At 64.2% G+C, this 16,606-nt stretch carries 13 protein-coding genes; 5 read left to right on the top strand and 8 right to left on the bottom strand.

The features are described 5' to 3' along the window. The 6 genes from ACIP0B_RS08960 to mtnA form a co-directional block, all read right to left on the bottom strand. A partial coding sequence (locus tag ACIP0B_RS08960) for a prephenate dehydrogenase/arogenate dehydrogenase family protein (protein WP_400831386.1) occupies window positions 1-647 on the bottom strand: 647 nt, incomplete at its 3' end. Window positions 648-675: 28 nt separating this feature from the next. Next, on the bottom strand, window positions 676-1,788 hold the full coding sequence (gene hisC, locus ACIP0B_RS08965; RefSeq protein WP_400831303.1) for a histidinol-phosphate transaminase: 1,113 nt from the start codon (window positions 1,786-1,788) through the stop codon (window positions 676-678). 14 nt (window positions 1,789-1,802) lie between these two features. Next, complete coding sequence (gene pheA / locus ACIP0B_RS08970) at window positions 1,803-2,897, bottom strand: prephenate dehydratase (RefSeq protein ID WP_085578049.1); 1,095 nt, start codon at window positions 2,895-2,897, stop codon at window positions 1,803-1,805. Beyond that, entirely contained in the window at window positions 2,897-3,982 is a 1,086-nt protein-coding gene (gene serC, locus ACIP0B_RS08975) for a 3-phosphoserine/phosphohydroxythreonine transaminase (protein ID WP_400831304.1), read from the bottom strand. Before serC ends, pheA begins: the two co-directional genes overlap by 1 nt. 64 nt (window positions 3,983-4,046) lie before the next feature. After that, the gene (gyrA, locus tag ACIP0B_RS08980) at window positions 4,047-6,710 is read right to left on the bottom strand and encodes a DNA gyrase subunit A (RefSeq protein ID WP_400831306.1); all 2,664 of its coding nucleotides are present in this window, start codon (window positions 6,708-6,710) and stop codon (window positions 4,047-4,049) included. Between the two features lie 414 nt (window positions 6,711-7,124). Beyond that, entirely contained in the window at window positions 7,125-8,201 is a 1,077-nt protein-coding gene (gene mtnA / locus ACIP0B_RS08985) for an S-methyl-5-thioribose-1-phosphate isomerase (protein WP_400831307.1), read from the bottom strand. Between the two features lie 108 nt (window positions 8,202-8,309). On the opposite strand from mtnA, the gene ACIP0B_RS08990 reads away from it, so the two are divergent. The 5 genes from ACIP0B_RS08990 to ACIP0B_RS09010 all read left to right on the top strand — a co-directional run bounded on the left by ACIP0B_RS08990 (window position 8,310) and on the right by ACIP0B_RS09010 (window position 13,174). Next, window positions 8,310-9,644: a TRZ/ATZ family hydrolase gene (locus ACIP0B_RS08990; RefSeq protein ID WP_400831309.1), complete on the top strand. Its 1,335-nt coding sequence runs from the start codon at window positions 8,310-8,312 to the stop codon at window positions 9,642-9,644. A 58-nt stretch (window positions 9,645-9,702) separates the two neighbouring features. After that, window positions 9,703-10,401, top strand: coding sequence for a bifunctional 2-polyprenyl-6-hydroxyphenol methylase/3-demethylubiquinol 3-O-methyltransferase UbiG (gene ubiG / locus ACIP0B_RS08995; RefSeq protein WP_400831311.1), 699 nt, complete (start codon window positions 9,703-9,705; stop codon window positions 10,399-10,401). A 4-nt stretch (window positions 10,402-10,405) separates the two neighbouring features. Next, on the top strand, window positions 10,406-11,077 hold the full coding sequence (gene mupP, locus ACIP0B_RS09000) for an N-acetylmuramic acid 6-phosphate phosphatase MupP (protein ID WP_400831313.1): 672 nt from the start codon (window positions 10,406-10,408) through the stop codon (window positions 11,075-11,077). Between the two features lie 70 nt (window positions 11,078-11,147). After that, window positions 11,148-11,888, top strand: a complete 741-nt coding sequence (locus ACIP0B_RS09005) for a YciK family oxidoreductase (protein ID WP_400831315.1) — start codon at window positions 11,148-11,150, stop codon at window positions 11,886-11,888. A 359-nt stretch (window positions 11,889-12,247) separates the two neighbouring features. Beyond that, the gene (locus tag ACIP0B_RS09010; protein WP_400831316.1) at window positions 12,248-13,174 is read left to right on the top strand and encodes a GGDEF domain-containing protein; all 927 of its coding nucleotides are present in this window, start codon (window positions 12,248-12,250) and stop codon (window positions 13,172-13,174) included. A 99-nt stretch (window positions 13,175-13,273) separates the two neighbouring features. Here the strand turns inward: ACIP0B_RS09010 and ACIP0B_RS09015 are convergent, their stop codons facing one another. Together ACIP0B_RS09015 and ACIP0B_RS09020 are read right to left on the bottom strand one after the other, a co-directional pair. Then, window positions 13,274-14,035 carry a TenA family transcriptional regulator gene (locus ACIP0B_RS09015; RefSeq protein WP_400831318.1) on the bottom strand — a complete coding sequence of 254 codons (762 nt, stop codon included), beginning with the start codon at window positions 14,033-14,035 and terminating at the stop codon, window positions 13,274-13,276. 79 nt (window positions 14,036-14,114) lie between these two features. Beyond that, complete coding sequence (locus tag ACIP0B_RS09020; protein ID WP_400831387.1) at window positions 14,115-16,574, bottom strand: EAL domain-containing protein; 2,460 nt, start codon at window positions 16,572-16,574, stop codon at window positions 14,115-14,117. Window positions 16,575-16,606: the final 32 nt, after the last annotated feature.

Raw genomic sequence — 16,606 nt, forward strand, 5'->3', positions numbered from 1 at the left:
GGCTCGACCATCGCCACCAGCCTGGTGCCCAAGGAAAAGGCCGCCAGCGAATCGACGAGACCGAAGGCCAACAGGTGCGGAAGGTGGCTGGTCGCGGCCAGCACCTCGTCGTGACGCTCGACCTGCATGTGCTCGACATCGGCACCCAGCGCGCGCCACAAACGGTCAACGACCGCCAGCGCCTGCGGGTCGGTCTGCTCCAGCGGCGTCAGGATCACCTTGTGGCGACGGAACAGCTCGGCATTGGAGGCTTCCACACCGCTCTGCTCGGAACCCGCGATCGGATGACCGGGCACGAAGCGCGGCGGCATGCCGCCGAACACCTCGGTGGCCGCGCGCACCACGTTGCCCTTGGCGCTGCCGACGTCGGTCAGGATCGCCTGCCCGAGCTCCATGCCGGCCAGACGGGCCAGCACCTTTTCCATGGCCAGGATCGGCACGGCGAGCTGGATCACATCCGCACCCCGACAGGCGACGAGCAGATCCTCCTCGCAGCGATCCACCACCCCCAGCTCGACGGCAAGCTTGCGCGACTGAGGATCAAGGTCGACTCCGACCACTTCGCGGCACAGGCCGCTTTCACGCAAGCCCTTGGCGAACGAGCCGCCGATCAACCCCAGACCGACCACCACCAGGCGACCGATCATAGGTGCAGCAGGTTGCAGCTCAGTGACATCACCCACGGGCCAAAACCTTGCTCAACGCCTCGAGGAAGCGACGGTTTTCCGCCGGCAGACCGATGGTCACCCGCAGATGGTTCGGCATGCCGTAGTTGGCCACCGGACGCACGATCACGCCCTCGCGCAGCAGGCCCTGGAACACCGGAGCCGCCACCCGGCCGAGGTCGACGCAAATGAAGTTGCCCTTGGACGGGATCCAGCTCAGCCCCAGATCGCGGAAACCCGCCTCGAGCTGCTGCATGCCGGACTCGTTGAGCTGACGGCTTTGCGCCAGGTAGTCCTCATCCTTCAGCGCGGCGCAAGCCGCCGCCAGGGCCAGGCTGTTGACGTTGAACGGCTGCCGCACGCGGTTCAGCACATCCGCCACCACCGGCGTGGAGAGACCGTAGCCGACGCGCAGGGCCGCCAGCCCATAGGCCTTGGAGAACGTTCGCGACACCAGCAGGTTCGGGTACGCCGCCAGGAAGTCCAGGCCGTCCGGCAGGTCGGAGCCTTCGGCGTACTCGATGTACGCCTCGTCCAGCACCACCAGCACATGCTCCGGCACGTCCTGCAGGAATTCGTCCAGCGCCTCGGCATCGAACCAGGTGCCGGTCGGGTTGTTCGGGTTGGCGATGAACACGACACGGGTATTGGCGTCGATGGCCGCCAGCATCGCCGGCAGGTCATGCCCCCAATCCTTGGCCGGCACGACCTTGGCCTGCGCGCCGACGGCCTGGGTCGCGATCGGGTACACCGCAAAGGCGTGCTCGCTGAACACCGCGTTCAGGCCCGGCGCCAGGTAGGCCCGCGCCACCAGCTCAAGAATGTCGTTGGAGCCGTTGCCCAGCGTCACCTGATTCAGTTCGACGCGGCATTGCTCGGCCAGCAGCGACTTGAGCGCAAAACCGTTGCCGTCCGGGTAGCGGGTCAGTTCAGCCAGTTCCTCGCGGATGGCCGCCAACGCCTTCGGACTGGCGCCCAGCGGGTTCTCGTTGCTGGCCAGCTTGACGATGCTGGCCGGATCCAGATCCAGCTCACGCGCCAGCTCATCCACTGGCTTGCCCGGAACGTAGGGCGAAAGTTGCTGCACGCCCGGCTGCGCCAGGTCGAGGAAGTTACCGCTCATTAGGCTGATACCCCTTAAAGAACTGCTTTCGGGTAGGAACCCAGCACCTTGAGTGCCACCGCTTCCTGACTGATCTTCTCCAGCACACCCTTGACCAGCGGGTCGCGGTGATGGCCGACGAAGTCGATGAAGAACACGTAGGTCCACTTGCCGCTGCGCGACGGACGGGTCTCGATGCGGGTCAGGTCGATGCCGTTGTCATGGAACGGCACCAGCAGCTCGTGGAGCGCGCCGGGCTTGTTGCTCATGGACACGATGATCGAGGTCTTGTCGTCACCGGTCGGCGGCACTTCCTGGTTGCCGATCATCAGGAACCGCGTGGAGTTGTCCGGACGGTCTTCGATCTTCTCGGCCAGACGGGTCAGGCCGTACAGCCCGGCCGCCATGTCGCCGGCGATCGCCGCCGAGTTCCACTCGCCCTTGACCCGCTTGGCCGCTTCGGCGTTGCTCGGCACCGCCACGCGCTCGACGTTCGGGTAATGGGCGTCCAGCCATTTGCGGCACTGGGCCAGCGACTGGGCGTGGGAATAGATGCGGGTGATGCTGTCGGTCTTGGTGTTTTCGCCCACCAGCAAGTGATGGTGGATGCGCAGCTCGACTTCGCCGCAGATCACCATGTCGTGCTCGAGGAAACTGTCGAGGGTGTGGTTGACCGCACCCTCGGTGGAGTTCTCCACCGGCACCACGCCGAAGTTCACCGCACCGGCGGCCACTTCGCGGAACACCTCGTCGATGGCCGCCATCGGCTTGCTGATCACGGCATGGCCGAAGTGCTTCATGGCCGCCGCTTGGGTGAAGGTGCCTTCCGGGCCGAGGTAGGCCACTTTCAGCGGCTGCTCCAGCGCCAGGCACGAGGACATGATTTCGCGGAACAGCCGCGCCATCTCTTCGTTGCCCAGCGGCCCCTGGTTGCGCTCCATCACCCGCTTGAGCACCTGAGCCTCACGCTCGGGCCGGTAGAACACCGGCACCTCGCCTTCGGCCAGCGACGCCATCTTCACCCGCGCGACTTCCTGGGCGCAGCGCGCACGCTCGCTGATCAGGTCCAGGACCTTTTCGTCCAGGGCATCGATGCGCAGGCGCAGTGCCTTGAGTTCTTGTTCGGACATCAGCCGTGTTCCTTCTCGAACTCCGCCATGTACGCCACCAGCGCGTTGACCGCGTTGATGTCGACAGCGTTGTAGATGGAGGCGCGCATGCCGCCCACGGAGCGGTGGCCCTTGAGGTTCAGCAGGCCGCGCTCGTCGGCACCGGCCAGGAACGGCTTGTCCAGACGGTCGTCGGCCAGGCGGAACGGCACGTTCATCCAGGAACGGTCCGATTTCTTGATCGGGTTGTTGTAGAGGCCGCTGGCGTCGATGAAGTCATACAGCGTGCGCTGCTTCGCGTCGTTGAGCTTGGCGATCGCCTCGACGCCGCCCTGCTCCTTCAGCCACTGGAACACCAGGCCGGACAGGTACCAGGCCAGGGTCGGCGGGGTGTTGTACATCGAGCCGTTGTCGGCCGCGACCTTGTAGTCGAGCATGGTCGGGCACAGTGCGCGGGCCTTGCCCAGCAGGTCTTCGCGGACGATGTTGACGACGATGCCGCTCGGGCCGATGTTCTTCTGGGCGCCGGCGTAGATCATGCCGAAGCGGGAGATGTCCACCGGGCGCGACAGGATGTCGGACGACATGTCGGCCACCAGCGGAACGTCGCCGGTTTCCGGGATCCACTGGAATTCCAGGCCGCCGATGGTTTCGTTCGGCGCGTAGTGCACGTAGGCCGCGTCTTTCGACAGCTTCCATTCGTCCTGGCCGGGAATGGCGAAATAGTCGTAGGGCTTGGCGCTGGCGGCGACGTTGACGCGGCCGTAGCGGGACGCCTCTTCGATGGCCTTGTGCGACCAGATGCCGGTGTCGATGTAGTCGGCGCTGCCGCCTTCGGGCAGCAGGTTCAGCGGGATCTGCGCGAACTGCTGGCTCGCACCGCCCTGCAGGAACAGCACTTTATAGTTCGAGGGGATATTCAGCAGGTCACGCAGATCCTGCTCGGCCTGGGTGGCGATGGAGACGAACTCATCGCTGCGATGGCTCATCTCCATGACCGAAAGACCCTTGCCGTGCCAGTCGAGCAGCTCGGACTGGGCACGCAACAGGACAGCTTCAGGCAGCGCAGCGGGACCTGCGCAGAAGTTATAGGCTCGTTTGCTCACATCCACTCTCGCTATGCAATCACGGTAGCGGACAGAGCAAACACTCTGCCCTGCTACGATTGGGTTAGTCTTGCGACTCTTCTTCGTCTGCGGCGTCCGCCTGCAGGTTATCGCCTGCGTCGTCCGGTTCGGCGCCGATCACGCCGTCCTCCAGCTCGACACCCTCTTCACCTTCAAGCTCGTCACCCTCGATTTCCGAAGGCTCCTGCACCCGCTCAAGGCCCACCAGGGTTTCGTCCTTGGCCAGCTTGATCAGGGTCACGCCCTGGGTGTTGCGGCCCAGGCTGGAGACTTCGTCGACACGGGTGCGCACCAGCGTGCCCTGGTCGGAGATCAGCATGATCTCCTCGCCGTCGAGCACCTGGACCGCACCGACCAGACGGCCGTTGCGTTCGTTGCTGACCATGGCGATCACGCCCTGGCCGCCGCGCTTGTATTCAGGGAACTCGGTGATCGCGGTGCGCTTGCCGTAGCCGCGCTCGGAAGCGGTGAGGATCTGGCTGCCTTCTTCCGGGATCAGCATGGAAATCAGCTTCTGGCCTTCCGGCAGGCGCATGCCGCGCACGCCGCGGGCGGTACGGCCCATGGCACGAACGTCGGATTCCTTGAAGCGGGTGACCTTGCCGCCGTCGGAGAACAGCATCACTTCACGCTCGCCGTCGGTGATGGCCGCGGAGATCAGCACGTCGCCTTCGTCCAGCTCCAGCGCGATCAGGCCGACGCTGCGCTGACGGCTGAAGGATTCCAGCGGGGTCTTCTTCACGGTGCCGTTGGCGGTCGCCATGAAGATGTAGTGGCCTTCGGTGTATTCCTCGACCGGCAGCATGGTGGTGATGTACTCACCGTCGTCCAGCGGCAGCAGGTTGACCAGCGGACGGCCGCGGGCGGCGCGGGAGGCCTCCGGGATCTCGTAGGTCTTGAGCCAGTACACCTTGCCCTTGCTGGAGAACAGCAGCAGCGTGGTGTGGCTGTTGGCGACCAGCAGGTGAGCGATGTAGTCCTCGTCCTTGACGCCGGTGGCCGACTTGCCCTTGCCGCCGCGACGCTGGGCCTGATAGGCGGCCAGCGGCTGGGTCTTGGCGTAGCCACCGTGGGAAATGGTCACGACACGTTCCTCTTCCGGGATCATGTCGCCCAAGGTCAGGTCCAGGCGCGCATCGAGGATTTCGGTGCGGCGCACGTCGCCGTATTCGGCACGGATCACTTCCAGCTCTTCGCGGATGACTTCCATCAGGCGCGCGGAGCTGTTGAGGATGCGGATCAGCTCGCCGATCTGGTTGAGGATCTCCTGGTACTCGGCCAGCAGCTTCTCGTGCTCCAGGCCGGTCAGGCGGTGCAGGCGCAGCTCGAGGATGGCCTGGGCCTGCTCCGGCGACAGGAAGTACTTGCCTTCACGCAGGCCGTACTGTGGATCGAGGTTCTCCGGACGGCACGAATCGGCGCCGGCGCGCTCGACCATCGCCATCACGGCGGTGGATTCCCATGGGGTGCTGACCAGCGCTTCCTTGGCCTCGGACGGCGTCGGCGACGCCTTGATCAGGGCGATCACCGGGTCGATGTTCGACAGGGCGACGGCCTGGCCTTCGAGGATGTGGCCGCGCTCGCGGGCCTTGCGCAGCTCGAACACGGTGCGGCGGGTGACGACTTCGCGACGGTGGCGCACGAAGGCTTCCAGCAGGTCCTTGAGGTTGAGGATCCGCGGACGGCCGTCGATCAGTGCCACGATGTTGATGCCGAACACGCTCTGCAGCTGGGTCTGGGCGTAGAGGTTGTTGAGCACCACCTCAGGCACTTCGCCGCGGCGCAGCTCGATCACGATGCGCATGCCGTCCTTGTCGGATTCGTCGCGCAGCTCGGTGATGCCTTCGAGTTTCTTCTCTTTCACCAGCTCGGCGATCTTCTCGATCAGACGCGCCTTGTTCAGTTGGTACGGCAGCTCGGTGACGACGATCTGCTGACGGCCGCCGACCTTGTCGATGTCTTCGATGATCGAGCGGGCGCGCATGTAGATGCGGCCGCGGCCGGTGCGGTAGGCCTCGATGATGCCGGCGCGGCCGTTGATCACGGCGGCGGTCGGGAAGTCGGGGCCCGGAATGTGCTGCATCAGCTCATCGACGGTCAGCTCGGGGTTGTCGATGAGGGCCAGGCAACCGTCGATGACCTCGCCGAGGTTGTGCGGCGGGATGTTGGTCGCCATGCCCACGGCGATGCCGCTGGAGCCGTTGACCAGCAGGTTCGGGATCTTGGTCGGCATGACCGCCGGGATCAGTTCGGTGCCGTCGTAGTTCGGCACCCAGTCCACGGTTTCCTTGTGCAGGTCGGCCAGCAGCTCGTGCGCCAGCTTGGTCATGCGCACTTCGGTGTATCGCATGGCCGCCGCGTTGTCGCCGTCCACCGAACCGAAGTTGCCCTGGCCGTCGACCAGCAGGTAGCGCAGGGAAAAAGGCTGGGCCATGCGCACGATGGTGTCGTACACCGCGGTATCACCGTGCGGGTGATACTTACCGATCACGTCACCGACCACACGGGCGGATTTCTTGTACGGCTTGTTGTAGTCGTTGCCCAGTTCGCTCATCGCGAACAGCACGCGACGGTGCACGGGCTTCAAGCCATCGCGCGCATCCGGCAGTGCACGGCCGACGATCACGCTCATCGCGTAGTCGAGATAGGACTGTTTCAGCTCGTCTTCGATATTGACCGGGAGGATTTCTTTGGCCAGTTCGCCCATGAGAAGCCTGATTCCTTTTTCTGGTGAAACTTCGTCATATCCATATGGGACCAACGAAGCTCGTCTAGGCAGGCCGAGTGCCATGCCACGACTTACGACAAATCGACGCATTGCGGCGCGGATTTGCGCAGTGAAGACAACTCCGCGGAGCGGTCTCGGAAAACGCCGGATGTTATCACAACAGCCGCCACGCACCTATCCCCCAGATGCGCATGGAGCATAGTTAGATGACCGATGACAGCCTTAAAGGGGACGTGAGGGGCTCAGAGGCTCATCGGGCGCAAAAATCGGGCCCGAATTACAGATGTTTGCTGACCTTAAGGCCCCGATCGCCAGCCAGTCGCCCCCCTCAGGTTTGGCGGCCGGCGCCGCTCATGCGGTAACAAGCCCGCCGGCGATGGCGATGCACCGGCCTCAATGCAGGCGCTTGCGGCACATCAGCTGGGCCATCTTCGCGGCGTCCGGACGCTCGACCACGCCCTTCTCGGTCACGATCGCATCGATCAGGTCTGCCGGCGTCACGTCGAACACCGGATTGAAGGCCTGGACATCCGCCCCGACGCGCTTGCCGCCGACTTCCAGCAACTCGGCGCCGTCACGCTCCTCGATCGGGATGTCGTCGCCGCTGGCCAGGTTCATGTCGATGGTCGAGCTCGGCGCCACCACCATGAAGCGCACGCCGTGGTGCATGGCGTTGACCGCCAGCTGATAGGTGCCGATCTTGTTCGCCACGTCGCCGTTGGCGGTGATCCGGTCGGCGCCGACGATCACCCAGGTGACGCCCTTGGTCTTCATGATGTGCGCGGCGGCGGAGTCGGCATTGAGCGTGACGGGAACGCCTTCGTTGGCCAGCTCCCACGCGGTCAGGCGCGAGCCCTGCAGCCAGGGACGGGTCTCGTCCGCATACACATGCTCGACCATGCCTTCGATGAACGCGGCGCGGATCACGCCCAGCGCGGTGCCGAAGCCACCGGTGGCCAGGGCGCCGGTGTTGCAGTGGGTGAGCAGCGCCTGGGCGTTGCCCTGGTGCTTGCGGATCAGGTCGACGCCCAGCTGGGCCATGGTCAGGTTGGCCTCGCGGTCGCTCTCATGAATGGCGATGGCTTCGGCCTCCAGCGCCGCCAGCGGATCGGCCTGCTCTTTAAGGCGCTCCAGGCGTTCGCGCATGCGGCCCAGCGCCCAGAACAGGTTGACGGCCGTCGGACGGGATTGCGCCAGCAGCGCGAAATCTTCCTCCAATGCCGCCTGCCAGTCGCCGCCGGCCGCGAACCGGGCACGGGCAGCCAGCACCACGCCGTAGGCGGCGGCGATGCCGATGGCCGGCGCACCGCGCACCACCATCGAGCGTATCGCTTCGGCCACGCCGGCGGCGCCGGTGTAGGCGAGCCAGGTTTCCTCGAACGGCAAAATACGCTGATCCAGCAGGTAAAGCGCGCCATCACGCCAATCGATGGCCTTCACTTTCTCTGCAGCCAACAGACGATCGCGCATCCCTCACCCCGCACTCATGAACAAAAGCGGCCGATTATAGCGATCCCCCCGCGAAGACGCTCGGGTATACTTCGCCATCCTTCACAAAAGCCCTGGAACCGATCCTCGATGCCGAAACCTGCGATTGCGCTCGACTTACTCCTGCTGCCGACCTGGCTGGTACCTGTCGAACCTGCAGGCGTGGTGCTCAAGGACCACGGCCTGGGCATCCGCGACGGCCGCATCGCGTTCATCGGCCCGCGCGCCGAAGCGCTCAAGTGCAACGCCGCCGAAACCCGCGAACTGCCGGACACCCTGCTCAGCCCCGGCCTGGTCAACGCCCACGGCCATGCCGCGATGACCCTGTTCCGCGGCCTGGCCGACGACCTGCCGCTGATGACCTGGCTGGAAAACCATATCTGGCCCGCCGAAGCCAAATGGGTCGACGAAGCGTTCGTGCGCGACGGCACGGACCTGGCCATCGCCGAACAGATAAAAGGCGGCATCACCTGTTTCTCGGACATGTATTTCTTCCCGAAGGTTGCCTGCGAGCGCGTGCACAACAGCGGAATCCGCGCACAGATCGCGATTCCGATCCTGGATTTCCCGATTCCGGGCGCCGCGAACGCCGACGAAGCCATCCGTCAGGGCGTCGAGCTGTTCGGCGACCTCAAGCACCACGAGCGCATCAAGGTCACCTTCGGCCCCCACGCCCCGTACACCGTGGGCGACGAGAACCTGGAAAAGATCCGGGTGATCGCCGAAGAGCTCGATGCCTCCATCCACATGCACGTCCATGAGACCGCGTTCGAGGTGCAGCAGGCCACCGAACAGCGCGGCGAGCGCCCGCTGGCCCGCCTCGGCCGCCTCGGCCTGCTCGGCCCGCGCTTCCAGGCCGTGCACATGACCCAGATCAGCGATGACGACCTGGCGTTGCTGGTAGAAAGCAACACCAGCGTGATCCATTGCCCGGAATCGAACCTGAAGCTGGCCAGCGGCTTCTGCCCGGTGGAGCGGCTCTGGCAGGCCGGCGTCAACGTGGCGGTCGGCACCGACGGCGCAGCCAGCAACAACGACCTGGACCTGTTGGGCGAGACCCGCACCGCCGCGCTGCTGGCCAAGGCCGTCGCCGGCTCGGCCACCGCGCTGGACGCCCACCGGGCGCTGCGCATGGCCACCCTCAACGGCGCACGGGCACTGGGCATCGACGCGCAAACCGGCTCGCTGGAAATCGGCAAGGCCGCGGACATCGTCGCCTTCGACCTGTCGGGCCTTGCGCAGCAGCCGGTCTACGACCCGGTCTCGCAACTGATTTATGCCACCGGACGCGATTGCGTGAAACACCTTTGGGTCGCCGGCAAGCCACTGCTCGACGACCGGCGTCTGACGCGCATGGACGAACAGCAGTTGGGCGAAACCGCCCGGGCCTGGGGCCTGCGCATCAGCGGCCGCACCGAATCGTAAACACCCCGGGGCAGACTCCGGGGCTACAGCCTTCTTTCAGTTTTTCGAGGATTCAATGATGAGCAACGTCGACCACGCCGAAATCGCCAAGTTCGAGGCCCTGGCCCATCGCTGGTGGGACCGCGAAAGCGAGTTCAAACCGCTGCACGACATCAACCCGCTGCGGGTCAACTGGATCGACGAGCGGGTCGGCCTTGCCGGCAAGAAAGTCCTCGACGTCGGTTGCGGCGGCGGCATCCTCAGCGAAGCCATGGCCCAGCGCGGCGCCACGGTCATGGGCATCGACATGGGCGAAGCGCCGCTGGCGGTCGCGCAGCTGCATCAGCTGGAGTCCGGCGTGAACGTCGAATACCGGCAGATCACCGCCGAAGCCCTGGCCGAGGAAATGCCCGAGCAGTTCGACGTGGTCACCTGCCTTGAGATGCTCGAGCACGTGCCGGACCCGTCCTCGGTGATCCGCGCCTGCATGCGCATGGTCAAGCCCGGCGGCCAGGTGTTCTTCTCCACCATCAACCGCAACCCGAAGGCGTACCTGTTCGCCATCATCGGCGCCGAATACATCATGAAGCTGCTGCCGCGCGGCACCCACGACTTCAAGAAATTCATCCGCCCGTCCGAACTGGGCGCCTGGAGCCGCGCCGCCGGCCTCACCGTCAAGGACATCATCGGCCTGACCTACAACCCGCTGACCAAGCACTACAAGCTGGCGGCGGACGTCGACGTCAACTACATGATCCAGACCCTGCGCGAGGAGTGAGCCGATGACCATCAGAGCAGTCCTCTTCGACATGGACGGCACCCTGCTCGACACCGCGCCGGACTTCATCGCCATCTGCCAGGCGATGCGCGCGGACCGCGGCTTGGCGCCGATGAACGACAAGCACATCCGCGACGAAATCTCCGGCGGCGCCCGGGCCATGGTGGCGGTGACGTTCTCCATGGATCCAGAATCGCCGGGCTTCGAGGAACTGCGCCAGGAGTTCCTGGAGCGTTACCTGGCCGGCTGCGCCGTGCACAGCAAGCTGTTCGACGGCATGGGCGAGCTGCTGGCGGACATCGAGAAGGCCAACCTGACCTGGGGCGTGGTCACCAACAAACCGGTGCGCTTCGCCGAACCGATCATGCAGCAGTTGGGGCTCGCCGAGCGCTCGGCGCTGCTGATCTGCCCGGATCACGTGAAGAACAGCAAACCCGATCCGGAACCGCTGATCCTGGCCTGCAAGATGCTCGACCTGGATCCGGCCAGCGTGCTGTTCGTCGGCGACGACCTGCGCGACATCGAGTCCGGGCGCGACGCCGGCACCAAGACCGCCGCCGTGACCTACGGCTACATTCACCCGGACGACAACCCGCGTCACTGGGGTGCGGATGTGGTGGTGGACCATCCGCTGGAGCTGCGCAAGGTGATCGACAACGCGCTGTGCCGCTGCTGAAGGTGCCGAGGGAGCTTGCTCCCGCTTCACACAGCGCATGTCGTGCAAATGGATTTTTGTGAGGTTTTTTATGTTTGACTACTCCGCTCGCCCCGAACTGCTCAAGGACCGCGTCATCCTGGTCACCGGCGCCGGCCGCGGCATCGGCGCGGCCGCCGCGAAGACCTACGCCGCCCACGGCGCCACCGTGCTGCTGCTGGGCAAGACCGAAGCCAACCTGACCCAGGTCTACGACGAAATCGAAGCGGCCGGCCATCCGCAGCCGGCGGTGATCCCGTTCAACCTCGAGACCGCCCTGCCCCATCAGTACGATGAGCTGGCGGCGATGATCGAGACCGAGTTCGGCCACCTCGACGGCCTGCTGCACAACGCGTCGATCATCGGTCCGCGCACCCCGATCGAACAGCTCTCCGGCGAAAACTTCATGCGCGTCATGCAGGTCAACGTCAACGCCATGTTCATGCTGACCAGCACCCTGCTGCCGCTGCTCAAGCTGTCGCAGGACGCCTCGGTGGTGTTCACCTCCAGCAGCGTCGGACGCAAGGGCCGCGCCTACTGGGGCGCCTACGGCGTCTCCAAGTTCGCCACCGAAGGCCTGATGCAGACCCTGGCCGACGAAGTCGACACCGTGGCGCCGGTTCGCGCCAACAGCATCAATCCGGGGGCGACCCGCACCAGCATGCGCGCCCAGGCGTACCCGGGGGAAAACCCGCTGAACAACCCGACGCCCGAGGAGATCATGCCGGTCTATCTGTACCTCATGGGCCCGGACAGCGCAGGCATCAACGGGCAGGCATTCAACGCCCAGTGATGCCATACGTCGCTTTTGTTGCCGCGGCGGTTTCCCGTCGCGGCATGTTTTTACCGCTTATCCGTGGCCTTATCAGTCAATAAACCAGCGCCGCATTTTCCCTTCCAAGCACAACCCATTGATTCGTAACGATTTAAAAAATTGCGAACTGAATGGCACGACTTTCGCTCTAAATTCCCTCAAAGCACGCCGTGTGAAGGCAGTCGGGCGGGGCCTGATTCGATAGCTGACTAATCGACATCAGGCAGACTAAACTTGCGCCAAATGTCCTACGGGACTGATGGATCAGTATGACGCGCAGCCCATAGCCGCTTCACCCAGCCTGTAAGACAGACTTACTGCTTAGGGGCTCACGCCATATGAAATCACCCTCCCAGACCACTGCAATTGATTTTGACAGCGCAAAATTGCAACGCCTGGGCTTCGGTCAACAGCCTCCGCTTCTGGAACGGCCGGTCTCTGTCGCTCAATTGCGCCAGCAACTGGGCCTGCAGCTGCAAACCAGTCTTGAGCCGCAACGCATCCTCGGCCTGTTCTTCCGCGAAGTTCAGCGTCTGGTGCCCCTCGACGCCCTGAGCTATCAGCACCAGAGCAGCGACCTGCGCCTGGAGTTCGGCACACGCGGCCGCCATTCGGTCAGCTACAGCCTCAGCCACGAAGGCGAGCACATGGGCGAACTGGTGTTCCGCCGCAACGAGCGGTTCAGCGAACAGGATCAGGGCCATCTCGAATCGTTGCTGTCGGCGCTGCTGTATCCGATGCGCAACGCCCTGCTCTATCGGGCCGCGACCCAAAGCGCACTGCGCGATCCGCTGACCGGCACCGGCAACCGCATCGCCATGGAGCAGACCCTGCAGCGGGAAATCGAGATGGCGCGCCGGCACCAACAGCCGTTGTCGCTGCTGATGCTGGACATCGATCACTTCAAACGGGTCAATGACATCCACGGGCACACCGCCGGCGACGACGTGCTGAGGGCCGTGGCGGCCTCGATCAAGAGCCAGCTGCGCAACGTCGACATGGTGTTCCGCTACGGCGGGGAAGAGTTTCTGATCCTGCTGTCGAACACCGGCCGCGAAGCGGCGGCGATGGTCGGCGAACGCCTGCGCCAGGCCGCCCAGGCCCAGGACTACTACGCCAACAATCAGTTGATCGAGCTGACGGTCAGCATCGGCTGCTCGACCCTGCTGCCGGGCGAATCGGTCGACAGCCTGCTGCGCCGGGCGGACAGCGCGCTGTACGTGGCCAAGCGCGAGGGGCGCAACCGCCTCACCATGGCGGGCTGACGGCCCGTCTTCGTTCCGCCAGGCGGCGCGCCTGCCGGCGCCATCGCCAGCAGGCTGGCTCCCACAGGCTCCGTGCCGCGCACTGTGGGAGCGGCCCGATCAGCTTTCGACCAGCGCCCGCCGCTCGCGCCCGGCCATCACCCGCTCCGCCAGCTCCAGCTGCATGCACCGTTCCAGGAACAGGTACATGTAGTCGTAGCTCTTGCAGATGGCCTGGCGCAGCTCGACCTGCAGCGCCTTGCTCGGGTTCAGGCCCGCCAGCGTGCAGATGATCTCCAGCGCTTCCCATGGATGCGCATCGTCGTACTGGGCATGCATCTTCAGCCACTTCATGGCCCGCTTGCGGTCTTCCTCGGGGAAGGCGGCCGCATAGACGCCGGTGGAGCAGACCAGCGCCGACCACTCCCCGGTCGCGCCCTCGATGGCGTAGTTGGTGGCGGCGATGGCGACGATCAGCGAGTCCGCCGAGCTTGTGTGCCAGCACCAGTGGCTCAAGGCATGCAGTTCCGGCGGCACTTGCTGGGCCTGCAGGTCTTCCAGGCTCACCCCATGGGCCCGGCTCCAGTTCAGCCAGTAGTCGGCATGGTTGAGTTCGACACGGATGTTGCGCATCAGCCATCGCCGCGCCATGTCTTCGCCAGGGTGACGGGCAAACTTGGTCTTGGTGAGGTTCTGCGCCATGTACAACGCAAACTGCTCGACCACCGGCCAGCCCCCGATCAGGTACTGACGCATGGTCTTGGCGCTGAGTTTGTTGTCCCGCATGCGCAGATACAGTTCATGTTCGACAACCCGGCGTTTGCTCTCGCTGCAATCCTGGATCAGCTGTTGCGCCCAGGCGGGATAACTTGCGGCTTCCATGAGTGGTCCGGTTCGGTTGAATGTGTCGATCACTGTTCGGCTCCTTTTGATTTGTGATTGTAAGGATCGGCGAGAGTCTTCAACGGAACGTGCCAGGCGCCTTGAACAACAGCGGCTGCGGCCTGGCGGGCCGACTTTGCAAACTGTCACAGGTAAACAACTGCGGGCGATCAATGACATAACCCTGAGCGTAATCCACACCGATTTCAAGCAATGCCTGCTCGATCTGCGGCGTTTCGGCAAACTCGGCAATTGTCCGCTTACCCATGACATGCCCGATGTGATTGATCACTTCGACCATTGCGCGGTTAATCGGGTCGTCCAGCATATCCTTTACGAAACTCCCGTCGATCTTCAGGAAGTCTACAGGCAAATGTTTGAGATAAGCGAATGAAGACATTCCGGCGCAAAAATCGTCGAGTGAAAAATAACAGCCTAAACCTTTGAGTTCGTTAATAAATCGAATGGCGCTGCCCAGATTTGCGATGGCACTGGTTTCAGTGATTTCAAAACAAATCATTTCAGGTGGAACATTGTAATTAACAAACTGTTCACGCAAGAAGTGCAAGAACGCGTCATCTCCGATAGTTATGCCTGAAAGATTAATCGCACACATCGCCAATGGTCCCGGGCACTCGTCTTCAATGCATTGGCCAATGACCTTGAATACGTTCTGCACCACCCAACGGTCCAGCGACGTCATCAATCCGTAGCGCTCGGCTGCCGGAATGAAACTGTCCGGGAGAATCATCCGCCCGGCCTCGTCATGCAGGCGCAACAGGATCTCGATGTGTCCCCGTGCGCCTTCGACGGGCTCCAGCGGGGCAATCTCCTGGGCATAGAGGCAGAAGCGGTTTTCCTCCAACGCCATGTGCAGGCGCTGCACCCAGGCCATTTCGCCGAAGCGCAGCGACAGTTCCGAATCGTCGGCGTGATAGACCTGAACCCGGTTGCGGCCCTTTTCCTTGGCCATGTAACAGGCCATGTCGGCGGCGCGCAGCGACGCTTCGAGGGTGGTCGGGGCCTGGGCGATATGCACCAGGCCGATGCTCACGGTGGTCAGGAACGGTCTGCCCTTCCAGACGAAATGCAGGTTCTGCACGGTCTGGCGCAATCCCTCGGCGATTTTTTCCGCAGCCTCGGGCGCGCAGTTCTCCAGCAGGATGCCGAACTCGTCGCCGCCCAGCCGAGCCAGGGTATCGCCCTCGCGCAGGCCCGACTGCAGCAGCGCACAGATGTGCCGCAGCAACTCGTCCCCCGCCGCGTGGCCGCAGGTGTCGTTGACCAGCTTGAACTGGTCCAGGTCGAGGAACATCAGCGCATGACGCCCCGCCTGCCGGGAGATGTTGTGCAGCGCCTGCTCCAGGCGGTATTCGAATTCGCGGCGGTTGGCCAGCCCGGTCAAGGCATCGTGGGTGGCCTGCCACGACAGGTTGGCGATGTACTGGCGTTCCTGGGTCATGTCGTGCAGCACCAGCACCGTGCCGCTGACCTTGCCGGCGTTGCGGATCGGCGCCCCGACCAGGGTCACCGACACGGTGCTGCCGTCCAGGCGCTGGATGAGCCTGGAGTGCTCGCTGCCGCCGGTGAGCTGGCCGCTCAGGATGCGCTCGATCAGCGTCGGGCCGTCGGACTGGGCGTTGTCATCCAGCAGGTTGAACAGCGCCGCCAGCGGCAGGCCCGCGGCCTGCTCCGCCTTCCAGTGGCTCAAGGCTTCGGCGGCGGGGTTCATGTAGTCGATCGCACCGTTGACGTCGGTGGTGATCACCCCGTCGCCGATCGAATGCAGGGTGATGTGGGCGCGGTCCTTTTCCAGTTGCAGGGCCTCGGCGAACGCGTGCCGCTGCTTGAGCAGCTTGCGGGTGCGCCACAGGGCCAGCACGATCAGCCCCAGCGCCGTGGCCAGGTTGGTGAACAGCAGCAGGCGCAGAATCACCCGCGAACCTTCGCCCAAGGCATCGCTGAACGCCTTGGCCGCCGGCGTCACGCCGTCGTTGATAGCAAAGATGCGCGCCTTCCAGCGTCGTATGTCGGCATCGTCGGCCGCATTTGCGCTGATTTTCTCGTGCATCTCCCGGGCCACGCCGTCGAGCTCCACCAGATAGGCGTCACCCAGGGTCCAGCGGTCGATGGCGGTCTCCAGATAACTGAAGTGCCGGAAGTTGAGGTACAGCCAGATCAGGCTGGAGACATCGTCGGGATGGTTGCCGCCCTTTAGGATGCCCTCCCGCGCCGCTTGCAGGTCGGGCGGACGCCGATCCAGGGCCAGACGCAACTGATGCCCGCCCTGGGGCACGGCGATCGCGTTCTGGTACTTGAGGTAGATCGCCTCGTCGCGGCTGTCGGCGTAGAGGTTGAGGTAATAGATGGCGTCCTTCTGGCCCTTGGACCAGAGGCTTTCGCCCGCGACATAGCCGCGGACGGCCGACAGGACGTAAAGACTCACGCCCCCCAGTAAAGCCTGAAACAGCACAACGGCGATGAATGGCCAGACGATGCCCAGCAACCGTGGCGTTCCGAGAGTACGCGTTCGAGTCATGGGGTTCCTTGCATGGACACTGCTTGATCGTC

Origin of the sequence: Pseudomonas sp. NPDC089534, assembly GCF_044749305.1 — a bacterium.
GTDB lineage: Bacteria > Pseudomonadota > Gammaproteobacteria > Pseudomonadales > Pseudomonadaceae > Aquipseudomonas > Aquipseudomonas ekonensis.